The sequence below is a fragment of the Sulfitobacter sp. W002 genome, from assembly GCF_025142135.1.
Lineage (GTDB): Bacteria > Pseudomonadota > Alphaproteobacteria > Rhodobacterales > Rhodobacteraceae > Sulfitobacter > Sulfitobacter profundi.
Genome location: NZ_CP081126.1, coordinates 850,860 through 876,071, shown reverse-complemented (window position 1 = coordinate 876,071; position 25,212 = coordinate 850,860). Strand labels below are relative to the sequence as shown.

The window sequence follows — 25,212 nt, the reverse complement described above, 5'->3', positions numbered from 1 at the left end:
AAAGGGCGCGCCCGGAGTGACCGAACGCGCCCTTTGCCTTGGCGCCACGCGCCGGTCAGGCGGCGCGGGCAGCCTCCGCCTCACGCGCGGCGCTGCGCTTGAAGAAGAGGAAGTAGAGCACCGGTGCCGCGATCAGCGTCAGGACCGAGGCAAAGGCCAGCCCGCCCATGATCGTCGCCGCCATGGACTGAAAGAAGGCATCCGACAACAGCGGCAGCATCCCCAGAATGGTCGTCGCGGCGGCAAGGAAGACCGGGCGCAAACGCGAGGTCGAGGCGGTGACGATGGCCTCTTTCAGGTCCAGCGTCGGATCGGCGGCACGGGTGAGGTCGATTTCTTCCACCAGCACGATGCCGTTCTTGATCAACATCCCCGAGAGCGACAACAGCCCCAGAAGCGCCGTGAAAGTGAAGGGCAGCCCCGTCCCCAAAAGCGCCAGACTGACCCCGTTCACCGCCATCGGCACCAAGAGCCAGATGATGATCGGCTGTTTCAGCGCGTTGAACAGCAGGACCGAGATCAGAACCATGATGATAATGCTGAAGGGCAATTGCTTGCCCAAAGCGGCCTGCGCCTCGCCCGCGCTTTCCAACTCGCCCCCCCATTCCATGGCATAGCCTTCGGGGATTTCCATCGCCTCGATGGTTTCCTGCACCTCGGCCTGCACCTGCGCCGCCGTGACGCCACGCGGGATATCGGCCCCCACGGTGATCACATCGGCCCGGTCGCGGCGGTAGAGCAGCGTGTCCTGCGGCTCGAACCGGAAACCGTCGATCACCTGCTCCATTGGGACCAGCGCATTGGTGTTCTGCGCATAGATCACATGGTCCGTCAGCGCCAGATCGGCATCCTGCGGGGCGCGGATCACGATGGGGATCTGACGATCCCGCTCGCGGAAGGTGCCGCCGCTGGTCCCTTCGGTGGCGAACTTCAGGGTCTCCGTGATCTCGGTCCGAGAGATGCCCGCGTCCTGTGCACGTTCCTCGGCATAGATCGGACGCAGCACCAATTCACGCTCGCGCCAATCCTGACGCGGGGTGAGGATATTGTCCGATGCCGCCTGCATCCGCGCCATGGCCTCATCCGCCAATTCGCGCAGCACATTCGGATTGCGACCCGAGAAACGCACCTCGATCGGGGCACCGCCACCGGGGCCAAAGGCCAGCCGCTTGGCCCGGAACTCCCCCTGCGGGACCGCATCAACGGCAAACGCCTCCAGCGCGTCCATCTCATCTTGGATCACGTCAAGCGCGGTCACCCGGACGATCAGATGCCCATAGCTGGGGTTGGGGTCTTCGGCCTGATAGGTCAGCATGAAACGCGCCGCCCCCTGCCCTGCGTAAGAGGTCACGTCCTCAACATTGTCCCGCGCGACCAGCCAGTCTTCGAGCACGGCCAGATCGTTGGATGTCTGATGGATCGACGACCCCTGCGGCAGTTTGTAGTGTACGAAGTACAGCGGTGTGTTGCTGTCGGGGAAGAACTGCTGCTTGATCTGCCCGAAGAGGGCATAGCACACCGCCGTCCCGGCAATCAGCGCCACAATCACCAGCCAACGCAGCTTGAGCGAGGCGCGCAGCACGGCGGCATAGCCTTTGAAGATCGCCCCGTCATAGCCGCCAGCCCCGCCTTCGGCCCCGCGTTTGAAAAAGTAATGCCCCAAAAGCGGCGTCGCGGTGATGGCCAAGAGCCAAGAGAGCAGCAGCGAAATCGCGATAACCGCAAAGAGTGAGAACAGGAATTCGCCCGTCGCATCGGGGCTTAGCCCGATCCCGGCAAAGGCCATGATCCCAATGACCGTCGCCCCCAGAAGCGGGATCTGTGTCTTGCTTGCCGCCTCGGTCGCCGCATCGCGAGAGCTTTTGCCCTGCTGCATCGAGATTTGCATCCCCTCGGCCACAACGATGGCGTTATCGACCAGCATCCCCATCGCGATGATCAACGCCCCGAGCGAGATACGCTCCATCTCAATCGCGCCGAGTGCCATGAAAAAGAGCGTCCCCACCACCGTCAGCAACAAGGTGGAGCCCACCACGATCGCCGCGCGCCAGCCCATGAAGACGGCCAGCACGGCCACCACGATGGCAACGGACATGGCAAGGTTTAGCAAAAAGGCGTTCGATGCCTCTTCGACGACCGTGTGCTGGCGGTAGATCGATTCAATCGAGATGCCCAAGGGCAGCGTTTCGCGCAGCTGCGCGAGCTTGTCGTCGACCCGTTTGCCGATGTCGACGATGTTCTCGGTCGCGATCCCGGCCACACCGACGGTAAAGGCCTCCTGCCCATTGTGGCGGATCACCAGATCAGGGTCGGCTTCGCGGGTGCGGTAGATATTGGTCACATCGGCAAGGTTGATGACCTGACCGCCCACCCCCACCGACAGCGCCGCAATCTCGGACACGCTGTCAGATCCTTCGGGCCGCTGGATCAAAGTGCGCCCGTCTGCGTCTTGAATGGCGCCCCCGTCGACGATCTCATTGGCGCTGGATACCGCGCCGACGATTGCCGTGGGTGGGATGCCAAGCGTGGTGCTCAGCGCAAGCTGCGGCTCGACATAGATCACCTCATTAGGCACGCCCGAGAGCGCCACATCCGACACGCCATCGACCAGCAGCAATTCGCGCCGCAGATAGGTGGACAGCTCATTCACCTCGGCATCGGAGTAGCCCTCGGCGGTGACGGCGTAGTAAAGCCCGTAAACGTCGCCGAAACCGTCGTTCACATAGGGCTGCGTCGCCCCGCTGGGCATGGCGGCCTCGTTCACGCGGTTGCGCAGTTTGGTCCAGATTTCCGGCAGTTCGGACCCGTCAAAGGTGTCCTGCATATTGACCGTGATCCACGACAAACCGGGCTGGTTCATGGATTGAATGTCCTTGATCTCGGACATCTTCTGGATTTGCGATTCCAGCGGTTCGGTGACCTCTAGCGCCACCTCCTCGGCAGAGGCGCCGGGGTATTGGGTCACGACCACGGCGGTTTTGATGGTAAAGGCCGGGTCTTCGAGGCGGCCAAGGGTTGCAAAGCCCCAGATGCCGCCCAAAAGACAGATCAGCATGATGATCCAAGTATAGATCGGGCGGTTGATCGACAGACGTGCGATATCCATGCGCTCAGTCTCCGAAGCCGACAAAGCGGCGCACGGCGGCACCGTCTTCAAGCTGGCTTGCGCCGCTCACCACGATCTCTTGCCCATCGGAAAGCCCGGCTTCGACTTTGACATCGCCGCGCGCGGTGGGGGTGATCTCAACCGCTGTGCGGGCGACCGTGCCCTCGCGTGCGCCGGTGGGGTCAAAGACCATGACATAGGTGCCGCGGTCATTGCCCACCACGATGGCGGAATCGGGGACGATGATGCTCGACCCGCCGATGTTCAGCGTGGCGCGCACCTCAACCGAAGCGCCGGGCAGCGGCACAAAATCCTCGGGCAAGTCCGCGCCAAGGGTGATGCTGTAGGTCTGGCCGACATCCGCCGTCTCGGCGTTGTATTCGCGGATCTGCATCGGGTAGCTATTGGCGTTCGCCGGGAATTTGGCCATGAACCGAACGTTCGGATCGCGCCCGGCGCGGAGGAACAGGGTTTCGGGCACGTCAATTTCGACGCGAAGCTCAGACATGTCATGCAGACGCACCACCGGCGTGCCCGCGCTGACGGTCGAGTAGTTGGGCACCAAGCGCGAGGCCACGATCGCATCGAACGGCGCGTGCAGGGTGGCATTCTCAAGATCACGCTCGGCGTTGCGCACGGCGATATCGTTCACCGTCACGGCGGTTTCGGCGTCTTGCAGATTGACCTCGGCCACCGAAGACCCCGCCAATTTCTGATAGCGTTCCATGGTCCGGCGGGCCTGCGCGTCATTGGCCTGCGCCTGTTCCAACGCCAGTTCAAACGGCTCTAGATCCATCCGAGCGACGATTGAATCCTTGCTGACCGTGGCTCCCTCTTCGACCGGAAATTGCTCAATCTGGCCGCCGACCTGAAAGGCAAGGTCCACGGTTTCACGTGCAACCACCTTGCCGAAGAACACGCGCTCCATCTCGGCATCGCTGACTTTGACCGTCTGCAGCTTGACCACCGGGATTTCGGCAGCCGTGGCCATCGGCGCGGCCACACCGCCGGCCAAGGCCAGCGCAAATCCCAATAGCCGCCCTGCGCCCGAACCGCGCATCGTCTTAACAAGCCACTTGGCCATGGTTAGTCTTCCTTATGAATAGCATCCGGCACGGGCCCAAGGGCGGCGGTCAGACTAAGTTGTTTGAGGGTGCGCAGCTGCGCGAGAAAATGGTCACGGTCCAGCGCGTGCATGCCGGCGGCTTTGGCGGAACGCTGGATAAAATCGGCAAGTGCCTCGACGGTCAGACCATTGCGGGTGAGCGCCGCTTCATGGGGCTGCAACACCTCGGCGATCACGCCACGGAAACGCCCTGCGGAACATTGCAGCGCCTCTTGGCTGACCGCATTGGCTCCGGCGATGAAATCCTGCGCGTTGGGCATCGCCTGCATGGTGTCATAGCCGCGCACCGCCATCCGGTCAAAGATCAGGTCCAGCTGTGCCCCCAGATCGGGTGCATTGGGCATCTCTTCGGCGATCTCTTGCAGCGCCAATTCGGTGTAGCGCGCGATCAGCCCGCGCAGAATGTCATCTTTGTTGCGAAACCGGTTGTAGAGCGTCTGGCGCGAGACACCGGCCTCTTCGCACAGATCGCCCATGCTGGTGCGCTTGACCCCATAGCGGGAAAAGACATGCAGCGCAGCGTCGAGCACGGTCTTTTCAAGTTCGGTCATGCGGGCTCCTTGGCTGTGGTCAAGGGCAATTGGACAGTTGGACCGAATATGTCAACCTGTAAAACCTTGGCCATGCGGCAGGCGCAGATCACATTCGCGTTTCACGCCTGGTCCGGGCCTAGGGCGCGGAAATCAGGCTTCCCAGATAGAGTGTGAGCGGCAGGGTGAAAAAGCTCAGCAATGTCTGCGTGGTGATGATGGCCGCCATCAGTGGCGCATCGCCCCGCATCTCACGCGCCAGCGTATAACTGGCCACCCCGGTCGGCAGGGCCGCGAAGATCAGCGCGATTTGCAGGGTCAGTGGCGCAGGCGTCAACACCAGCGCCGCCAGCATCACCGCCAGCGGGTTCACCAAATGTTTGCCGATGATCGATAGCCCGATGACCGAGACAGACCCCGACAGCCCCCGCAGCCGCAGATTGGCCCCAACACAGAGCAGCATGATCGGCAGGGCCGCATCGCCCAAAATCCGCGCGCTTTCATGCAGAACGGGCACTTCGTGGAGACCGGCGAAGTTGAAAAGCACCCCCGCAAGAATGCCAAGGATCAGCGGGTTCTTAACCAAGCCTTTGAGGATGGATTTACCGCCCCCGCCCAATTGCCGGGTCATCAGGGTCACCACCGTCACATTCACCACCGGCACCAGCAGCGCCGACCCGAGCACCGCGATCTGTAGCCCCGCCGTGCCAAAGACGGCCTCGGCAATCGCAAGACCGATGAATGTGTTGAACCGCGCACTGCCCTGCATCAGCGAACTGCCCTGCGGCGCGGCATAGGCCCGCCCAAAGAGCCACCCGCAAAAGATCGCTGCAAAGAACCCGGCATAGAGCAGCAGGGCATAGTCGCCCAAACCCCCGCTGAGGTCCGCCGCCGAGATCTTGGCAAAGAACAGCGCGGGCATCAGCACCCAATAGACCAGCCGGTCATTCAAGTTCCAGAACTTGGTTGAGGGGATGCCGCCCCGCCGCAGGCCATAGCCCATGAGGATCAGCGCAAAGACCGGCGCGATGGCCAGAAAAATAGTGAACATATTAACCGCCCGGAAGGATCGCGCGGACCCTAGGCGGCGCTTGACCCGGATGCAACAGGGGCCGCTGCCTCAATTGAGGGCACCCCGGCCCCGAAGGGCCGGGGCGTGGATCAGTCGCTGCCGTGCACGGCAATCTGCGCGTCGGGGGCGGGGCGGAACTTCCACTGGATGGCAAAGATCAACGCCGCTACCGCGATGCCGATGAGGTCGGTCACCAAACCGCCCGCGATCATGCACAGCGCGGCAAGGATCAGACCCAACCGGATGAACCACGCGGCCCTGCTGCCCGCAAACCAGCCCTGCATCCCCGAAGACAGCAGATAGACCCCAAAGATCGCCGTGATGCCTGCACGGATCACCTCGAACCATGTGCCGTCCATCAAGATCGCGCCGTTGTAGAAGAACATGAAGGGCACGATGAAGGCCGAGATGCCGATCTTGAAGGACGCCACCGAGGTCTCCATCGGGTTGGCGCCCGATATCCCCGCCGCTGCATAACTGGCCAGCGCCACGGGGGGCGTGATGGCCGAGACGACAGCGAAGTAGAAGACAAAGAAGTGCGCCGTCAGCAGCGGAATACCCAGTTGCACCAGCCCCGGTGCCACGACCGAGGCCGCCACCGCATAGGCCGCCGTGGTGGGCATGCCCATCCCCAGCAGGATCGCGATGCACATGGCGAAGAACAGCGCGAGGAACTGGCTCGCCTCCGCCAGCCCCAGCAGCACGGAAGAGAAACGCGCGCCGACACCGGTCAGGCTGATGACACCCACGATGATGCCCGCACAGGCGCAGACCGCGATGATCTGGATCGACATGATCCCGGCTAGGTCAAAGGCTTTGACGATGCTGCGCGGCCCCATGCGGAAGGGCGTGAACCACGACACAACCGCCGCCGCCGCCGTCGCCAGCGTGCCCGCGCGGATGATCGAATAGCCCATGAACAGCGCATAGATCAGAATGATGATCGGGATGAACAGGAACACCCGGCGCAGCATGTCCTTGAGCTTGGGCAGTTCTTCGGAGCGCATGCCGCGCATGCCCAGTTTGGCCGCTTCGAAATCCACCATGAAGTAGATCGACACGAAGTAAAGCACCGCCGGGATGATCGCCGCCACGGCGATGTCGGTGTAAGGGATGCCCGTGATCTCGGCCATGATAAAGGCACCTGCGCCCATGATCGGCGGCATGATCTGCCCACCGGTCGAGGCGGCGGCTTCGACCGCGCCTGCGGTGCGGGCCGGGTAGCCGACTTTCTTCATCAGCGGAATGGTCAGCGACCCGGTCGCCACCACATTGCCCGCCGAGGTGCCGTTGATCATGCCCATGAGGCCCGAGGCAAAGATCGCAACCTTTGCGGGCCCCCCGCGCGAACGGCCAGCGGCGGCAAAGGCGAAGTTGACGAAGTAGTCACCCACTTTCGACGCCTGAAGGAACGCCGCGAAGATGATGAACAGGATGATATAGGTCGAAGAGACCGCCGTGGTTGGCCCAAGGATACCCGCATCGGTGTAAACTTGGCTAAAGAACCGCGTCCACTGGATATTGGGCGCATTCAGGAAGCCCGGCAGCATATCCCCTACAAAGACGTAGATCAGGAAGATGCCCGAGATCACGATCAGTGCCAGCCCCGCCACGCGGCGCGTCAGCTCCATGATCAACGCGGTGCCTGCGACGGCGGCGATGGAGATGCCGATGGGCGCGAAAGGCGTGCCCGTCGAGTTGCGCATCAAGGTGCTGTACATGGTGATCAGATAGATTGCCACGGCGATGCCACAGACCGAAAGCAACAGGTCTGCGGGCGAAACCTGCCCCCGCTCACGGCCCCGCAGCCAGCCGACAACGATACCAATGGCCGTCGCGGCCACCAGCGGCAGGCCGTAGTGGTAAATCTCAAGGTTCTTGAACTCGGGGCTCATGCCGTTCCACTGCACCCCGGAGTTGATCTGGCTGGCGATGCCCCAGGCAGTCCAAATCGAATAAAGCGCCGGGATCATCGCGGCCCATGCCACGAAATCCAACGGATGACGGCCCTGCCCCGTGCCTTCGTCGACAAAGCCCCGCGCGGAATAGAGGGTAAAGCCAAGGATCAGCGCGCCCGCGATGTGCACGATGCGGAAGTTCCACGTCTCCATCGGGAAGGTCGGCAACAGCGGGAGGCGGATGCCGGTCAGCTCACCGATCGACATGCCGTTGAGTGCCGCCATGTGGAAGAAGGCATAGATCGCCGACATCGCCGCGACGACCAGATAGGTGCGCCCGGTGAATATGCGGCGGTTGCTTTCTACCGGTTCGTCATCGACCCCTTCGGCGACAATCGGGCCCTGAGGGTCGGCGCTATGCTGGTCTGTCATGGAGGCTTCCTTTCCCGATATCTGCGCGGGATCTGTCCCGGCAATCAGGCGGGATGATGGCAAGATGCCGCCCCGATTAGGGACGGCATGCAAGTTTGTCTAGGCGTTTGCTTAGTTACCGTAGATCATATCGTCGGAAATATCGGCATCCGCGTTCTCTTTGAACCACGCCGCCGCACCGGGGTGCCATTTCAGAACGGTGTTCTTTTCCCAGTTCTCTGGCAGGGAGGACGCAGCCGCCTTGTGAATGCCCTTCATCCGCTCATTGTCGGACATGACCACATCCACAGCCGCTTTCACGAAGGATTCCGGCAGATCGCAGTTGGCGATGGCGAAGTTCCACATGGAGACCGACCGCGCATCTGCTTCAAGCGTGGTGTAGGTGCTGGATGCGATGTCGAACTGAGATACCGGGAATTCTTCGAGCAGTTTGGCCTGCTCTTCCTCGGTGAACTCGATGATGTTCACATCTGTCTGCACTTCGAGCTGGCTGACTGCGGGGACCGGCACGCCGGCGGCAAAGGCGATCACGTCCAGCAGACCGTCCTGCAACTGGCCGCCCAGGTCGGTCCAGCCGCCGTTGCGGCGCTCATACTCGACGCCCAGCGTGTCCATCATGCGCGGGAAATAGGTGTCGGAAGTGGAGCCCGCCGGGCCAAAGCCGATCTTGGCGCCCGCCGGAATGTCAGCCACGGTTTCGATGCCCGAGGACGCAAGCGCGGTCACCGAGAAAGGTGTCTGGTACATCGGGAACATCGCGCAGGCTTGGGTCATTTCCAGACCGGGTGCGATGGGGTTGGTGCCAGCCAGCGATTCCGCTGCCGGACCCATTGTGGTCATGCCGAAGGCCGCCTCGCCGGTGTGGACCAGCGCCATGTTCTGCATCGGACCGCCGGTGACTTCGCCGCCGCCTGTCAGGCCCAGTTCTTTGGCCACAAGGTTCGCCCAGCCGGAGCCATAGGCGAAGTAGGTGCCGCCTTGGCTGGCTGTGCCGACGGTAAAGCTGCTGGGCCAGTCGGATTTATCCATGTCCTGAGCGGCGGCAGCGCCTGCCAGAATCGTGGTTGCAGCGAGGATTGCGGTGAATTTCATGTCTCTCTCCCTTGGTTGCTCTTAACGGGCGTCGGCACAGGATGCCGCGCGCCGCTGCTGTATTCAGCTTGTCCGGCCAATAAACTGTACTCTGACAGGCAGAGGCAAGAACGAATTTACCGCCAAGCGCGAGATGAGGAAGAAAGAGGCAGGCTACCGTTGGGTCAAGGACGATTTCCCTAGCGCTCGCCGCCCGCCCTCCCTCTTCAGAGGGAAAGTTAGGGCAGCAAACAATCCCTACCCCGCCGCAAAAGATACGCGGCGGGGCCGGAGTATTTCAGGCCGGGTCAGACCTCAATCACCACCTTGCCGAGGGCCTGCCCGCTTTGCAGCCGCGCATAGGCCTCGCCAACTTGGCTCAGATCAAAGGTCTTTTCGTCCAGCAAGGGTTTCACCGCGCCCTCATCCACCAACGTGGCGAGGTTGCCAAGGATCTGCCCATGTACCGCGCGGTTCACGTCGTGCAGCATCGGCAAGAGCATGAAGACCACGTGCAGGGACAAGCCGCTGAAGTGCGCCGGGGTCAGGTCGATTTCCGACAGGGCCACGGTTGTCACCACATGGCCGTTCAGCGCGGCGGCAGCGAAAGAGTTGGTCAGATTGTCCCCACCCACGGTGTCGAACACCGCATCGAACCCGCGACCCGCGGTTTGCCCGGCCACATAATCTTCGATTTTCTGGGTCTTAAAGTCGATCGCCCGCGCGCCATAGCCTTCGATCACCGCCAGCTGGTCATCCCCGGCACCGGTCGCGGACACCTCGGCCCCCAGATGCCGTGCCAGTTGGATCGCCAGATGGCCCACGCCGCCTGCGCCGCCTTGAACCAGCACCTTCTGCCCGGCCCCGACGCCCGCCCGGTGGAGCCCTTCCCAAGCGGTGATGCCCACCAGCGGCAGGGCAGCCGCCTCGCGCATCGACAGCGATTTGGGTTTATGGGCGATCAGCCGCGCGTCGGCACGCATGAATTCGGCCAAGGCCCCTTGCAGATCAGCCAACCCACCGGCGCAGCCATAGACTTCGTCACCCACGGCAAAACCGGTGACACCCTCGCCCAGTTCTTCGATCACCCCAGCGAAATCCATGCCCAAAACGGCTGGCAGATCGGGCGACAGGGGCAGGTCTTTGCCCGCGCCCTTGATCATGGTGTCGATGGTGTTCACGCTCGTCGCTTTGACGCGCAACACCACATGACCGGGGGTGGCCAAGGGGCGCGGCAGTTCGGCTTCGACAAAGGGAGCATCAGCGCCGTAGCTGGTGAGGGTCATGGATTTCATCGGTCTATCTTTCGTTAGATGTTGCGTTGAGGCAGATATAGACCAGCGGGATACGCCAGATAATCCAGCGAGACCTGAGTTCAGTTTCTTGATATTGAATACAATGACGGCCGCCTGTACGCTGGCCCTGCGGATAGCCCGCAGCAAGGACAGCCCCATGGACATCGACAACCTGCGCCTTTTCGTCATGGCTGCCGAACGGCTTAACATCTCGGCCGCCGGGCGCGCCTTGGGGATGGCCCCTGCCGTGGCCAGCGCGCGTTTGGCCAAGCTTGAACAGGAACTTGGGGTTGAGCTTTTGCGGCGCACGACGCGAAAGGTGTCGCTGTCGCTGGATGGGTCCGACTTTCTGCCCTATGCGCGGGAGATACTGGCGCAGGCCGATGCCGCGCGGGCCATTCTGGGCGGGACCAAGGCGGGGCCGAAGGGCATTTTGCGCTTCGCCGCCCCCAGCAGCTTTGCCCAACGCCATATCATGCCGCTGCTGCCAAAGTTTCACGAGACCTACCCTGAGTTGACCCTCGATCTGCGCCTCTCCGACACCCGGTTTGACGCGATCGAAGGCAGTTTCGACCTCGCCCTGCGCAGCGCGCCTTTGACCGACAGCAGCCTGCGGGGGCGCAAGCTGGCCGATGACACCCGCGTTCTCTGTGCCGCGCCGTCCTATGTGGATACCTATGGGATGCCGGACACCCCTGACGACCTGCGGGGTCATCACTTTATCGCATGGGGCGATCTTGAACCGCGCGCGCTGATCGGGCCGGAGGGCAAGGCCGCCACGCTAGTCCCCGGCAAGATGACCTGCCGCGTCATCATGGACGATGGCGATGCCCAGCGAGAGGCGACACGCGCGGGGGCTGGCATCTCGGTCAATTCGCTGTGGAGCGTGACGGATGAACTTGCCTCGGGCCAACTGCTGCGGCTGCTTCCGGGCTGGCGGATGAATGACCGCTCGGTGCTTTGGCTGGTCTACCCGCGCTCGAACGTGCTGACCCCCAAGACGCGGTTCTTCATCGACTTTCTGATCGCCCACCTTGGCAACCGCCCCGATTGGCGCGATTGAGAGGGCCCGGCGCGCGCCTTAAAAGCTGTGCCAAACCCCGACTTTGACCTTGGTCACGCTATCGGTGAATTCATGGGACAGGCCGAACTCCAGAAAGCTGTTCTCAGACACTTTGACCACATGCGAGGGCGCGAAGGCCAATGTCTCATCGCCGTCAGAGGGGGCCGCGAATTCCAGCTTGAAAATCGACAGGTTGCCATTGGCGTGGTTGATGCCAAAGGAACTGTCGATCTTGCCCAGACCTTCGCCGTCTTCGTAGAGGGCATAGGTGCTTTCCACCCCCAGCCAGCCGTTGCCCCATGCGCCCGACACCGGGCGGCCCCATGACAGGCCGGGCCGCAAAGCCGCCACCGCGCTGCCATCGCGCTCGGCCCAGCCAAGACCAAGTTCAGCGGCGAAAACGTTGTCCCCTTCAGGTGCCCCCAATGGATAGCGCAAAAAGGCGATGGCGCTGACCTGACCGGCGTCTTGGCTTTTGCCGATGTCGAGGCCGAAGGTCAGCTTCTCGGTGACACCGTATTCATAGTAAAACGCGCCGTAATCGCCGAAGTCGGGGCCATCTATCGTCGATTCATATGACAGCGTTACAATGCTTTTGTCTTCGCCCCGCGGCCAAGCTGCCGATGTCACCTCGCTTGCCGAAACGGTCAATGCCGCCAAGGCCGAGAGGAAGACGAGGCCGGACCATATGCGCCGCGTGGATTCTGAGGGCATCTGTGCTGTTTTGGGCATGATAAGTTCCGCTTAATCAAGGCCGCGAGGGGCTGCGCGATGAGGCATTAGGCGATCGACCGAATGAATTCCGCCAGCTTTAGCGGTTTGAACGGCTTGTGCAGAATGTAGTCGGCCCCAAGGGCGCGAAACTTCTTTTCTGACTCGGGCGAGGTTTTGGCGGTGCACATCACGATCTTCGTGTCGTCCAAATCCGCATTGGCCCGCGCACAGCGCAGCACCTCCATGCCATCGGGGGGCGGCATCATCACATCCAGCATGATCACGTCGAAAGACTGCGTTTCCATCGTGGCAATCGCGTCCAGCCCGGTGGCTGCGAATGTCGGTTCGATGTCATCTTCGGTCATGATCGCAAACTCGATCAACTCGCGAATGTCATCCTCGTCATCGACGAACAACACTCTCATGCCGCCCCCCCCTGCTTGGACGTGGCACCAGTATCACGGGCGAAACGCACATAGAATGTGGTGCCGGGGTTATCGTCTCCGTCTTCTTCAGAGCGCGTCTCAAAGCTTACATCGCCATCTTGTCGCAACACCAACTCCCGCGTGATGGCCAAACCCAGCCCCGTGCCATTCGCTTGGTTCTCGCGAGAATGCACAGGGTCAGCGAACCTTTTGAACATACGATCATGCGCGGATCTAGGGATGCCCGGCCCCGCATCGCAGACATAGAACGTGACCCATCGGTCGTCCACCTCGGCACCAATTTTTACCGTCCCGCCGCGCGGCGTATATTTGACCGCGTTCGAGATCAGGTTGGAAAAGATCTGCTGCATGCGCACGGTATCCACCTGCACATAGGCCTCTTGCGCCGCGTTTGGCCCTGCATGAATGTCGAGCTGCACATCGCGGTTCACCCCATAGCCGGTGTTGGCGGCAATCGCCTCCGACAGCACCTCCGACACCGCGACCCGCTCGGCTTGGATGCTGAGTTGGCGTTGGTCGATGGCCTGAAGGGTCAGGATGTCATTGACCAGCACCAAAAGCCGGTCGGCGTTGCGGGTGGCCATCGACAAAAGCTTGCCAGCGTTCTTTGGCATGGTATCGCCAAAGCGGTCGTGCAGAATCTCAAGCGACCCGGCAAGGGACGTGAGCGGGGTGCGCAATTCGTGATTGACCGAGGTGACAAAGGCCGTGCGCGCCGCCACCAGACGCTCTTCGGCAGAGATATCCTGAAGCACGTTATAGGCGATATAATCCCCATGCAGATGCAGTTTCATCACCCGGCATTGCACCGCCACACTCTCGTTTTCTGCCGTGGGGATCTGAACACGGTGAACGGCCACGTCTTCGTCCATCTGCGAGAAGGGAGGGATCATGCCGCGCAGTTTTTGAACGGCGTCGATATCCGATGAGACGCCCATCAGTTGCCGCGCCTTGCGGTTGGAGCGGTGCAGCTTGTTGTTGTCATTGTAGACGATCAGCCCGTCGCCGACATTCTCGAAAATCGCGTCGAATTCGCTCTGCGCCACACGAATGCGCTCGCGGTCGCGTTCGGAATTGCGCAGGGCCTGCGCCAGTTGGGTCGACTGCCGTCTGGCGCGGATCGCCGCGTTGATCACCGTCAAGAACAGGATCGTCGCAAGGCCCGCAAACGCCACCGTGCGCTGCCAGTAGCTTTGCATGACCGCCGCTTTGCTGCGCGTCACGTCGATATAAAGGTCAAGCGCCGGGATCTCCTTGCGCGCACGGAACACCGGCGTGTCGGGGTCACGCTGGGGCCGCCCCGAGGCAAAGGCGCGCTCTCCGTTGGAGGTCACCACCTCGACATACATGTCCTGTTGCAGCCCGTCCAACGCGAGCAGCTGGGAGTAGTAGTCCTCGCCCAAGGACGACGCCAGCACCCCGCGCGGTTGACCGTCGATGCCGATCAAGGGCCATGCAATCGGCGTCAGCCGCCGCCCTGTGGCACGCGATACGATAGGCACCCCAACCGTGTATTCATCAACATCAAGCCCGATCGCTGCCTGAAAATAGGCCCGGTCCCCAAGGTACTGCCCCATCAGAGGTTTGATCGTGGCCCAAAGCACGACCCCATCCGCACCGATCAGCACCAGCGCATCGACCTGTTTGGTCTCTTGCACGGCGGAATTCATCAGCGCGCCATATTGCGCTTCGAATTGATCCGGGTCGCTCAGACGCGCGGTCGACAGCTCATCGATGAGCCCCCACATCCGCACATTCGCAACTGAAAGGGAAGCGTCGACCGCCTGCTCATAAAGCTCGGCGAAATGCTCAAGCTCCACTTCTGCGCGGGTCGTGGCGCGGTTGTAGTCGGACCACGTCAGAAACGCGAGCCCAACGAAATAGATCAGAACGACCGTTGAGATCAGTCCCCAAAACAGGGTTTGCGAGCGAGAGGAAGGCTCCGCGTCGACTTTGTTGGTGGGCTCAGTGCTGACCATTCCTTGGCAGATGTCCTATATCGTTGGCGGCAAGGCAGATCGTACCTGCCGCGCCTGTTTTTCCAGCACTTTCGACGCCCTGAATGCCCCGCGCAAGCGACGTGGCGACAGCCGCGTCGGAGGGCGGTACGACACAGGCACTGACGCTCAAAGGACGGGATGTCCAGCCTTCTTTCACAGAGGCCGACGCCTCTGCCACGGCAGAGATAAACTGCTGCGCCCGCGCTTCAAGCTGCGCGTGATCGGCATGAAGCGAGCCGTAGACGAACAGGTCATCCTCCCAATGGGCGAAACCGTCCCGTGCGGGGATATCGACCTTGCCAAAAAGCCCGGCCACAAGACGCTGAAGCTCTTGCCGCTGGCCACGCGCCGCGTCTGATTGATCGCGGTCACCGTCGATCCGAAACACGATCAGACCAAGGTCTTTTTGCATCGCGGGGGACAACGACATAAGGTTGCCCTGAAAGCCGCCCTTGCTGCCAAAAAGGCTGGGCACCGTTGCCTCTGAAAAGCTCTGCACGGCACGGCGGCGCGCGCCCCGGTTTTCGCCCGACCGGCGGCGGTCCAACTCTGATTTCAGGCGCAGGCAACTGCGCATCCGGGCCTGAAGCTCGATCTGGTTGAAGGGTTTCGTGACATAGTCATTGGCCCCCGCCATGAAGGCTTCGGAAAGGGAGCCCATATCTGTCCGGCTGGTCAGCATAATGATCGGCACATCGCTCCATCTGTCTAGGGCGCGGATACGGGCACATAGTTCGATACCATCGATATCGGGCATCATTATGTCCATCAGGATCAGGTCTGCGGCGGCCTCATCGCTTTCGATCGCGTCAAGTGCCGCGCGGGGATCGATGAAGCTGACGACATCGTCGAACCCAAGCTCCGAAAGCGTGGCATTGATGAAATCCTGCGCGATGTCCGAGTCGTCAACTGCGATAATTCGTGGGCTCATGATTTTAATTCCACTCGTTAATTCTTTCAAAAACAAGCCATTGGCTGTTTTGAAAAACCTCCTCATACCCCGGCAGCTGCGATAGTCTCAGCTGCGGGAACCTGCGCAGAATTCTGTCTGCTGTGATCTGCCCCTCGGCCTGCCGCGGGACGACGATATAGTTTGTCCGCGGCGCGCCCCCCTCAAGCGCCCAGTCGTAGGCCGGCTCTCCGGCGATCACCAGCCGGTCGATATTCCCCAAACCGACCACGATCTGGGGATTTTTTTCAACATCTACCATAATTTCAGACTTGTCGCGCAAGAATGAAACAACTTCCTGCGTGGGGCGCGACGCTGCGTTCTCTTTCCCAAGCATAGCATTGGTCCAAACGCGGGTTTCGTTATGGGCGACATGGCGCATGACAAGCGCAGAGGTCAGCAGCGACAGCGCCATCAGGGCGATGGCAATGGGTTCGCGCAGTGGCAGGTTGGGCCAAAAGCGGATCGCGGCGACCAAGACGCCCAGCATGGGCGCCAGCGCCATGGCCGGATCGCCTTCGACGTGGAAGAATGTGTTCAGCGTATACCCGCCCAGCACCGCGCCCACGGCGGCCAGCAGCGGCATGAACAGCCGCGGGATCAGGATGTTGCGCAGGATCGCGACAAAGGCCGCGGGGCCAAGCCCGGCCAGAATGACCAAATGCTCGCGCAGGGTCAGCGGCGTCGCGGTTTCCGACAAAAGCGGGACAAGGCGGCTGTCGAAGATCATGCTGACAAACATCAGCGACCCCACGGCGGCAAGCACCGGATAGAACATCGCCACAAGATACCCCGTGGAAGAGGCCGCAATCATGCTGGGCCGCGCCGCCACGATCATGAAGGGCATCGCCCCCAGGCAGAGCATCAGACCATAGCTGTCCGAAAGCGCCACCACCAAAAGCCCCACGGCCACCTTCATCATGTCCGGCGCGTTGCCAGTCAGCCGAAGATTGACGATGCCGCGCGCGAACAACCATGTGCCCAAGATACAGAACATCGTTTCAGGCCCATCGGCCAAAGCGCGCAGGAAGAAAGGGTTCAACGCCAGCAGAAGCACGACCAGAGCCGCGGTCACACCCGAAAACTGACCCGTATCGCGCAGATTGAGGAACCACATAACCAGCAGCCCCGCCCCCACAAGCGCAGAGAGCACGAAGGGCACTGGCACCTGTGTGTCAGGCAAGATCGCCTGCCCCAACAGCGACAGCGCATAGGGTACGGGCGGATAGAAGGCATCCGTGGCCTTGAACTGCACCGGCCCGTCGATCTGCACGATGGACTTGGCCCAAAGGTCGGTCACATCCATTGACAGAAAGCCATGCGCCTCGGTCCAGCCGAGGCTGAGCAAGAGCACCAGCGCCAACACGACAAAGCCAAAGGACCAAGAGGCGGCGCGGATCATTGCGTGGCCTCCGTCGCTTCGGCGCTGGCTTCGGCGACCTCATTGGCGGTGTGTTTAGACAGGCCGTGCTGGGTCTTCTCCCAGTAGAACGGGTTGAAGATCAGTTGCGACAGCGCCTTGTAGGACGCCACGGTCATCAGCACCCAGTAGCCCACCACCGTGATCCCCCAAGGGGCCAGATCGGTCCACCTTCGCCGGAAGGGCGCGACCATCGTGAGGTAGATCAGCAGCCCATTGCCCGCCAAAAGGTTGACCAGCGACAGGTAAAGCACCGGCAGCGGGAAATAGGGGGTGATCACCTCGGTCCCGAAGATCAGCCAGATGACGAAGATCGACCAGAAGACTGGGTTCAACAGGCCCGACAGCACCGTGCCCCCGATGAAAAAGATAAAGCCAAAGACCCCCGCACTGCCCACCGATTGCCACAGGTGGATCGGCCTGCGGCTGTGCACAAGGAAGGTCTGCATATAGCCCTTGATCCAGCGCGAGCGCTGGCGCACCCAGTTCGGGATCGAGACATTGGCCTCTTCAAAGGTCGTGGAATCGATGACGCCGACGCGGTAACCCTTCTGCGTCAGCCGAATGCCCAGATCGGCGTCTTCGGTCACGTTGAAGGGATCCCATGCGTTCAACTCGCGCAGCACGTCCATGCGGAAGTGGTTCGAGGTGCCGCCCAGCGGAATAGGCACACCCAAACGCTCCAACCCCGGCAGCATCAGGTCGAACCACAGCGAATAGTCCAGCGTGAACATCCGCGTCAGCCAGTTTTCCCGCGCGTTGTAATAGTTCAACCGGCACTGGATGCAGGCGGTATTGGGCGCGGATTGGTTGAAGGCGGCGATGACCTTTTTCAACTGATCCGGCTCTGGCTTGTCCTCGGCATCAAAGATCACGAGGAAATCGCCCTGCGCATAGCGCAGCGCAAAGTTGCAGGCCTTGGGCTTGGTCTGCGGGTGGGAGGCCGGGACGCGGATGATCTCAAACACGCCTTCGAGGTCCAGCTTGCGCGCCGCGTCGATCGTTTCGTGATCACCCTCTTCCAGCACGATTTTGATGTCGAGCTTGGCCAGCGGATAGTCGAGGTTGCGCAGCGCTTGGGCAAGGATCGGCAGCACCTCGGGCTCGCGGAACATCGGCACCAAAACGGTATAGATCGGCAGGTCTTCGTCGCGCAGCAGCGACGCCTCAGCCGCGATGGCCCGCGATGAGGTCTCCTGCGCGGCACCGCCCAGCCAGACAAGCAGCGCCTTGAACAAGAAGTTTCCGGTGTAGAAAACGGTCAGAAAGATGTTCAGCACGATCAGCGTGATCACTGGCGAAAACGCGAGCCCCAGCAACAGGGCCGAAACCAAGAGGTAAATCACCAAGATCTGCGGCGGGGTCACGACATTCTGCGCCGACATGTCGGGGTCAAGCTCTGCCAAAGCAAAGACCGCCTCATGGGAATGTTTCTCGCGGAAGGCGCGTTGTAGCTGCCATGACACATCGAAATGCGATGCCACGACGATGGTCACGCCGGTGCCGTAAACCTCGCGGATGTGCAGCAGTGTGCGTGGCCCGGGCCGCGATGTGGCCACCGTCAGGGTGCCATCCTCTGCCCGGCCAATCGGCACCGTCATAAACTGGTTCATCACCACCGGATCATACTGCCGGATCAGATCATCATCGGCGCGGTCTTCGATCAGATCGACCAGCGTCAACCCATGGTAAAAGGCGATCTCCCGGTAGAGTGTCTGCGTGGTCAGCCAGCGCCGCGACAGTAGGACCTTGACCAGAGAGACGTTCCAGTCTTCGGCCAAATCCTCTGCCGCGTCGAGCTGTTCAGCCGTCAGCGCGCCACGGTCAAGCAGCAGCGAACCAATGGCTTCGCTTTCGGCATCCAACGCCACGGTGACTTACGTCTCGTCTTTGCCGCGACGCGCGCGGTAGACGCGCTGGAAGACGACCAGCACAAGCAGCGTCACCAACACCCAGATGGCCCCAACGATCCAAGGGCGGTACTTGGCCAACATCTGCGCAAGGCTGGTGCGGTCAGGATAGACGACATCAACCAACGGGCTGCGGTCAGTGGCAGTGGCAAGGATCACCCCGTCCTGCCCGATGAGGGCCAGATCGCCCCGGTCCAGCATCATGGGACGTTCGGGCGTCAGTTCCGGTGCCGGGCCGTTGCCCGGACGCAGCCACAGACCACGGGTATCGCCACGGGTGACGATCTGCACCACACCAAGGCGCGACAGGTCTTCGCCCGAATAGATCAAGTTGTCTTGACGGTCGCGCACCTCAATGCGGCCCTGATCAAAGGTGATCAGCGGGTCGCCATCTCCGGGGTTTTGCTCAGAGATCACAAAGAAAGGCTCGTCCCCTTCAAGCGCGTCGACCGAGGCGCGGGGCAGGATGGTGGCGCGGTCCGGGATCACGCTGCCCGCAACGCCTGCGAGCCACGGCAGGGTTTGCGCGAAATCCAGCGAAAGTGCGGGGTCGAGCACGACCTGAACGCCATTGCCGAACTCTTGTCGCAGGGCAAAGAAATCCTGATCCTGCGGCGCGGCATCGGAAAGCAACAAGGCGCTGCCGGGCAGGATCTGCGCCGGATAGCCCTGCGGTTTGAACCGGCATTCGCCGCCCGTGGGCTGACGCTGGATCGACACGCGCAGCAGGTTGTCGCGCCCCAGCAGGCCGCTGGGCACAGAAAAGGTCAATTGCTCGGGCTTGCCACTGCCAAGCGGGCGGTTGCCCAAAAGCGTGTCATTCAGAAAGACCGAGGCCGTCGCCCCGCGCCCTTCGGGATCAAGCGCTGCGGCCACATGCAGGTTAACACCGGCCACGCCCTTGCCCGCCGGAAGATCCGAGGACTGGAACGGAACAAAGAAGTCTTCGGTCGAGACCACGGCGCGCGGGGTGAGATCGGCCTGCAAAGCAGAGAGCGGCAAGCGGTCATCGAACGGAGCCTGAGCCCCTGCCACATCGACCACGGTCGCATCCGTGTTCGACAGGGCCGACCATTCCGACATCATCTGCCACAGCCCCACCTGCGGATCACTGCCGCGCAGGTTCAAGACCGGCAGACCCGCTTGGGTGTCCACGGCCATCTCACTCGCCACGCCAGAGGCGTTCACGTCAAGCTGGATGACACCTTCGGACCATGCGCCCGCCGGACTTGCCGCTTCCTCAGCAAAGGTCAGTCGCCCTGCCTCGGCGTCAAACAACGCGGCGGCGCGGGTCGCGGCAGCCAGAGCGGCGAGGGAATCGTTTCCGTTGATCGCAAGACGCGTATTCGCAGGACGCAGCCCCGCGAAGGCAGCCGACGTGTCAATTTCCGAGGGGTCCAATTGCAACGTCACGGAAGACGCCGCTGTGATCTCAAGGAAATCCCCCGAGGCGCGCTCGTCCACACAGACCCGATCACTGAGGGCGCCGGAATAGGACAGGCCCACGGCGATAAACCCGCCAGAGACGTCTTCGGGGTTGAGCGGCACGGGCAGGCTCAGGCGCCCTGCCCCATTCGGCAGGGCCTGCGATGTCACGGGGCGGCCCGCGACCGACACTTGCAAATAGCGGTCCACCTCGGTGGTGGAGGCGTGTTCAAGCTCCAGCTGCAAGCTGCCCGAGTTCAGCGCATCCGCGTCGGGCAGCGGAATATAGATCGTCGCGTCTCCAGACAGTTGGCGGAAAGAAATGCCGTTTTGAAATCCAAGTTCCGCCAGATCAAAGGTCCGGGCGATCAGCCCCTCTTGAACCAACTGCGCGGGGGCATTTGCCGTTTCCTCTCCCGTGGTCGTTTGAGCGTGAACTTGAAACGGCAGCAAGGCCGCCAACAAACCAATTGCGGGATACTTCATGGAAAGGCTTTCTTAGATTTTTTCGACGACGCTATTGGCATCGGCCAGAGCCGTCTCAATTATACGAACATCATCGGCTGACAAGGGCGAAGAGGACTCATCGGCATCTTCGGCGACGCGCAGCCCCTTGCGCAGACAATCTTCAATCTCAAGGTATTCTAGCATCGCGGCGTTCCCGGCCAGATCGTGCAGCATGCGGTGGACCTTGCGCGCTTTCGTCTCGCGCGAATCGGCCCCGTCCGTCTCGCGCAGTGCGTCAGAGACGGCCTGCAAGCGATCCGGGATCCCTTCGATAAAGCGTTTTCGCGTGGCGGCAACGCGCTGTTCATATGTCTCGGTAGGTGCCACAGATTGTCCTTCGTACCAGCCCGCAACCGGGCATAGATCGCGCGTTTAGATTATTGTTCGAAACCTGTCAGAATTATGGCGTGGAGGGTAAATCCCCACGTTTTTAAGAGAGAACGCGCAAAATTTGGGCCGTTGAATTTGGGCAGTCACTGTGCTGCCCGCCGAAAGCACGCCCCGCTCAAGACGACGACGCCCCCGGCCAAGATGAAAGACGGGCGCGGCATGTCGCGCCCGTCTCTTGGTATTAGCTTTCCAGCGCCGCAAGGACCGCATCAGCGGTGATTGGCAGATGACGGACCCGCGCCCCGGTGGCGTTGAAGATCGCGTTGGCAACCGCCGGCGCGATGACCGTGGTGCCCGGCTCGCCGAGACCGACGGGCACTTCCATGCTCTCGACAAAGGCGACTTCGATGTCCGGCACATCAACCATCCGCAACGGCGTATAAGACCCGAGGTTGAGATCAACGACATTGCCGTCTTCGATCCGCGTGCCCTCATGCAGAGCCATGGACAGGCCCCAGAGCGCCGCGCCTTCGCATTGCGCGCGCGCCCCGTCGGGGTCGACCACGGTGCCACAATCGAAGGCCAGCCACATCTTCTCGACAGCGACCTCGCCCGTTTCGGCATCCACCGCCAGTTTGACCGCGGCTGCGGTCCACGTCGGCATGCTGCGCGATTGGCCAAAGGTGGTGGCGATCCCGATTGCCGTGCCCTCGGGCAGGTCCGTCTTGCCATAGCCTGACATCTCGGCCACGCGCTGCAAGACAGCCGCCTGACGCGACGCCCCACCAACCGCATTGGGCGCAGAGCCCGCGTTGATGCCTTCGGCCTTCAGGTGATCCAAACGGAACTGCAACGGATCGGCATCGACCTTATGCGCGGCCTCGTCCATAAAGCTTTCGACGGCAAAGTTGGTCCAGCCCGGCCCGACCGAGCGCAGCCAACCGGGACGGAAGGTGGCATTCGCCAGATCGTTCGAGATCGCCCGCACGCGGTGCGCACCAACGCTGTACCAGTGATCCGCACCGTCGATGGCGAAGGGATCATAGGGCTCTTCATTGACCCCTTTGGGCATGAAACCCGGTGCCATCACCTGTGTCGGCCAACCCGCGGCGGCGTGGTGTTCCATGCCCGTGACAGCTTTGCCATCGTCAAACGCCATGCGCAGTTTCTGCACCGAAGGCGAGCGAATGCTGTCAAACTGGGCGTCTTCCTCGCGGGAGAAGACCAGCTTCACGGGCTTGCCGACAGCTTTGGACGCCAGCGCCGCAGGCACGATATAGTCACCGTTCAACCGGCGGCCAAAGCCCCCGCCCAGCATGTAGCTGCGCATCACGATCTTATCGGCGGGCACCTCCAACGCGACGGCCAGCGTCGGCAGGATCAGCGATTGCCACTGGTTGCCCGCGTGAGTTTCCCAGATGCCATCGGCGTTCTGGAAGACGGTCGCATTGACCGGCTCCATCTGGAAGTGCAGCACGGATTGCGTGGTGTACTCGGCCTCAAGCGTCTCTGTGGCGGCGTCGAAAACGCCGCTGGTCTCGGGCTGTTCCGTGTGCAGGATCGACCCGGCATCGCTTCCGATCAACTCGCGCGAACGGGCTTGAATGTCATCCTCGGACACATCTGCCGTCTCGCCTGCGGTCCAATCGACGCTGATCTCATAGGTGGCCATCCGCGCGGCGTGGAGCGTTTTGCCTAGCACCACAACCCAGCCCGGCACGGTGCCCGATGGGTCATCCAGCACCACGGTCTCAAGGTAGCCTTTGACCTCTTTCGCCGCGCTGTCATCGACGGAATTAACCTTGGAGCCATAGCGCGTCGGCGGCAGCATCGGCACGCCGTAGACCATGCCATCGACCTTGGCATCCAAACCATAGATCGCCTGACCGGTGGTCTTTGTATCCAGATCAAGCGGATGCACGTCTTGGCCCACAAGGCGCAGATCGGCATGGGGTTTCAGCGGCAGGGCTGCCAGTTCGTCTTCGGTAAAGCTTCGGTCGAGCCCTTCGGCCACCAGATCGCCGTAGCTGATGCTTTGCGCGCCATCGGTCACAGCACCGTCGCGTGCCGTCAGACCGGAGGCATCAACGCCCCACTTCGCCGCCGCCGCTTCGATCAGCGCAGTGCGCCCGGCAGCGCCTGCCTGACGGTAGACCGGCCAGCTTTGCCAGATCGACCAGCTGCCGCCGGTGACCATCAGGCCCCATTTCTCGGCTGAATCCACATGGGTGATGTGCACATCTTCCCAAGCCACTTCCAATTCATCCGCCAGAATACGCGCGATGGCGGTGCCGACGTGCTGGCCCATTTCGGCGCGGATGATGTTGACGTTGACCTGACCGTCGGCGTCGATCCAGTACCACATCGACGGCTCGAAGGGCTGGCCGTTGGGTGCGATCGGTGTGCCGTCCGGCACGGCGGGGTTCATCGCGGCGTTCGACGCTTGCGGAAAGCCAAAGGCAACGCCAGCGGCGGTCATGGACACCAGAAACCCACGGCGGGTCATTTGCGATTGAGTGTCGGAGCCTTTCAGGCGGGACATCAGATTAGCCATTATCGGAGCCTCCCATTGCGGTGGCGGCGTCGCGCACGGCTTGGCGGATACGGGGATAGGTCATGCAACGGCAAAGGTTGCCGGTCATCACCGCGTCGATGTCTTCGTCACTGGGGTTGGGCGTGTCTTGCAGCAGCGACGCCGCCTGCATGATCTGGCCCGACTGGCAGTAGCCGCATTGCGGCACGCGCAGGTTGCGCCATGCCTCTTGAACGGGGTGGTTGCCCTCTTCGTCCAGCCCTTCGATAGTGGTGACCGACAGGCCCTCAACATCCGCCAGATAGGTGATGCAGGACCGTGTCGCCGTGCCGTCGATATGCACGGTACAAGCGCCGCAGGCGCCGATGCCGCAGCCAAACTTGGTGCCGGTCAGACCGATTTCATCGCGGATTGCCCACAACAGGGGCATGTCCGGATCAGCGTCGACAGAGATCGGCCGCCCGTTCAATTCGAATTTTATCATGAAGTGGTGTCCCTTGGGGTATGCTTTGCCTGAGGGGAGCGCGCGTATAGCTGCCCTGATGTGAACGGTTGAACATAGTTCCACCGGCCTGAAATGACAGCGCAAGACTGCTTTGATCACGCGATTGTCAGATCAACCGCGCCGCCCCTTAGACGTGCTGCCCGCCGTTCACTTCAATCTCGGTCCCCGAGACATAAGAGCTTGCCTCGCTACACAAGAAATAGATCGCCCGCGCCACCTCATCCGGCTGGCCGAGGCGGCGCATGGGGATGTCGCGCACGATCTTGTCGGTGCCTTCGCTGAGGATCGCAGTCTCCACCTCGCCCGGCGCGATTGCGTTGACCCTGACGCCGAGCGGGCCGAAATCATGAGCCATCTCACGCGTCAGCGCAGCAAGCGCCGCCTTAGAGGTGGCATAGGCTGCCCCGGCAAAGGGGTGCACCCGCGACCCGGCGATAGAGGTCACATTCACCACCGACCCGCGGCCGGCAGAGAGTTCATCCTGAAGCCCCCGCGCCAGCACCACGGAGGCAAAGAAATTCACATGAAACACCTGCCCCCACGTCCGCAGATCGGTGTCGAGCGTACTGAGCCGCGCGCCATCTTCACCCTTGGGGGACACGCCCGCATTGTTGACCAATGCGTGCAGGGGGTTGCCGTTCAGCAGCCGCTTGACCTGCGCGACTGCCTCAATCGTCTGGTTGGGATCGCTGAGATCGACCTGAACATGGTCCTGCGCCCCACCGGGCCAAGGGCATTCGGGCGAGAACGCCTGCCGGGAACAGCCGATCACCCGCCAGCCCTTGCCCGCGAAAGCCTTGGCCGTGGCATGGCCGATGCCCCGGCTCGCCCCTGTCAAAAGCAGCGTCTTTTGGTCGTGAACCGCAGTATCCATCGCTTG

The 25,212-nt window shown here is 61.9% G+C and carries 19 protein-coding genes; 1 reads left to right on the top strand and 18 read right to left on the bottom strand.

Annotation, left to right across the window (positions count from 1 at the left end):
- Positions 1–55: 55 nt before the first annotated feature.
- The 7 genes from K3758_RS04235 to K3758_RS04205 all read right to left on the bottom strand — a co-directional run bounded on the left by K3758_RS04235 (position 56) and on the right by K3758_RS04205 (position 10,530).
- Positions 56–3,106 carry an efflux RND transporter permease subunit gene (locus K3758_RS04235; RefSeq protein WP_259947932.1) on the bottom strand — a complete coding sequence of 1,017 codons (3,051 nt, stop codon included), beginning with the start codon at positions 3,104–3,106 and terminating at the stop codon, positions 56–58.
- A gap of 4 nt (positions 3,107–3,110) precedes the next feature.
- On the bottom strand, positions 3,111–4,190 hold the full coding sequence (locus tag K3758_RS04230; RefSeq protein ID WP_259947930.1) for an efflux RND transporter periplasmic adaptor subunit: 1,080 nt from the start codon (positions 4,188–4,190) through the stop codon (positions 3,111–3,113).
- Between the two features lie 2 nt (positions 4,191–4,192).
- A complete protein-coding gene (locus tag K3758_RS04225; protein WP_120350395.1) occupies positions 4,193–4,783 on the bottom strand; it encodes a TetR/AcrR family transcriptional regulator in 591 nt (196 codons plus the stop codon).
- Positions 4,784–4,901: 118 nt separating this feature from the next.
- Complete coding sequence (locus K3758_RS04220) at positions 4,902–5,813, bottom strand: AEC family transporter (RefSeq protein ID WP_259947927.1); 912 nt, start codon at positions 5,811–5,813, stop codon at positions 4,902–4,904.
- A 110-nt stretch (positions 5,814–5,923) separates the two neighbouring features.
- A complete protein-coding gene (locus K3758_RS04215) occupies positions 5,924–8,164 on the bottom strand; it encodes a TRAP transporter permease (protein WP_259947925.1) in 2,241 nt (746 codons plus the stop codon).
- 111 nt (positions 8,165–8,275) lie between these two features.
- Positions 8,276–9,256 (bottom strand): TAXI family TRAP transporter solute-binding subunit, encoded by a 981-nt coding sequence (locus K3758_RS04210; protein WP_259947923.1) that lies wholly within the window; start codon positions 9,254–9,256, stop codon positions 8,276–8,278.
- A 287-nt stretch (positions 9,257–9,543) separates the two neighbouring features.
- A complete protein-coding gene (locus K3758_RS04205; protein ID WP_259947921.1) occupies positions 9,544–10,530 on the bottom strand; it encodes a zinc-dependent alcohol dehydrogenase family protein in 987 nt (328 codons plus the stop codon).
- 157 nt (positions 10,531–10,687) lie between these two features.
- Here K3758_RS04205 and K3758_RS04200 point away from each other — a divergent pair, with 157 nt between their 5' ends.
- Positions 10,688–11,593, top strand: a complete 906-nt coding sequence (locus K3758_RS04200) for a LysR family transcriptional regulator (protein ID WP_259947919.1) — start codon at positions 10,688–10,690, stop codon at positions 11,591–11,593.
- A gap of 18 nt (positions 11,594–11,611) precedes the next feature.
- Here the strand turns inward: K3758_RS04200 and K3758_RS04195 are convergent, their stop codons facing one another.
- The 11 genes from K3758_RS04195 to K3758_RS04145 form a co-directional block, all read right to left on the bottom strand.
- Positions 11,612–12,325 carry a hypothetical protein gene (locus tag K3758_RS04195; protein WP_259947917.1) on the bottom strand — a complete coding sequence of 238 codons (714 nt, stop codon included), beginning with the start codon at positions 12,323–12,325 and terminating at the stop codon, positions 11,612–11,614.
- A gap of 47 nt (positions 12,326–12,372) precedes the next feature.
- On the bottom strand, positions 12,373–12,732 hold the full coding sequence (locus tag K3758_RS04190; RefSeq protein WP_259947915.1) for a response regulator: 360 nt from the start codon (positions 12,730–12,732) through the stop codon (positions 12,373–12,375).
- The gene (locus K3758_RS04185) at positions 12,729–14,732 is read right to left on the bottom strand and encodes an ATP-binding protein (protein ID WP_259947913.1); all 2,004 of its coding nucleotides are present in this window, start codon (positions 14,730–14,732) and stop codon (positions 12,729–12,731) included. The genes K3758_RS04190 and K3758_RS04185 overlap by 4 nt, the downstream gene beginning before the upstream one ends.
- Entirely contained in the window at positions 14,719–15,684 is a 966-nt protein-coding gene (locus K3758_RS04180) for a PleD family two-component system response regulator (RefSeq protein WP_259947911.1), read from the bottom strand. The genes K3758_RS04185 and K3758_RS04180 overlap by 14 nt, the downstream gene beginning before the upstream one ends.
- 4 nt (positions 15,685–15,688) lie before the next feature.
- Positions 15,689–17,104 (bottom strand): hypothetical protein, encoded by a 1,416-nt coding sequence (locus tag K3758_RS04175; RefSeq protein ID WP_259947910.1) that lies wholly within the window; start codon positions 17,102–17,104, stop codon positions 15,689–15,691.
- Positions 17,101–18,993, bottom strand: coding sequence for a glycosyltransferase family 2 protein (locus K3758_RS04170; RefSeq protein ID WP_259947908.1), 1,893 nt, complete (start codon positions 18,991–18,993; stop codon positions 17,101–17,103). The genes K3758_RS04175 and K3758_RS04170 overlap by 4 nt, the downstream gene beginning before the upstream one ends.
- A gap of 6 nt (positions 18,994–18,999) precedes the next feature.
- Positions 19,000–20,943: a cellulose biosynthesis cyclic di-GMP-binding regulatory protein BcsB gene (locus K3758_RS04165; protein ID WP_259947906.1), complete on the bottom strand. Its 1,944-nt coding sequence runs from the start codon at positions 20,941–20,943 to the stop codon at positions 19,000–19,002.
- 12 nt (positions 20,944–20,955) lie between these two features.
- Positions 20,956–21,291, bottom strand: coding sequence for an Hpt domain-containing protein (locus K3758_RS04160; protein WP_259947904.1), 336 nt, complete (start codon positions 21,289–21,291; stop codon positions 20,956–20,958).
- 244 nt (positions 21,292–21,535) lie between these two features.
- Positions 21,536–23,836 (bottom strand): xanthine dehydrogenase family protein molybdopterin-binding subunit, encoded by a 2,301-nt coding sequence (locus tag K3758_RS04155; protein ID WP_259947903.1) that lies wholly within the window; start codon positions 23,834–23,836, stop codon positions 21,536–21,538.
- A gap of 4 nt (positions 23,837–23,840) precedes the next feature.
- Positions 23,841–24,311 carry a (2Fe-2S)-binding protein gene (locus K3758_RS04150; RefSeq protein ID WP_259947901.1) on the bottom strand — a complete coding sequence of 157 codons (471 nt, stop codon included), beginning with the start codon at positions 24,309–24,311 and terminating at the stop codon, positions 23,841–23,843.
- Positions 24,312–24,459: 148 nt separating this feature from the next.
- The gene (locus K3758_RS04145) at positions 24,460–25,206 is read right to left on the bottom strand and encodes an SDR family NAD(P)-dependent oxidoreductase (RefSeq protein WP_259947899.1); all 747 of its coding nucleotides are present in this window, start codon (positions 25,204–25,206) and stop codon (positions 24,460–24,462) included.
- Positions 25,207–25,212: the final 6 nt, after the last annotated feature.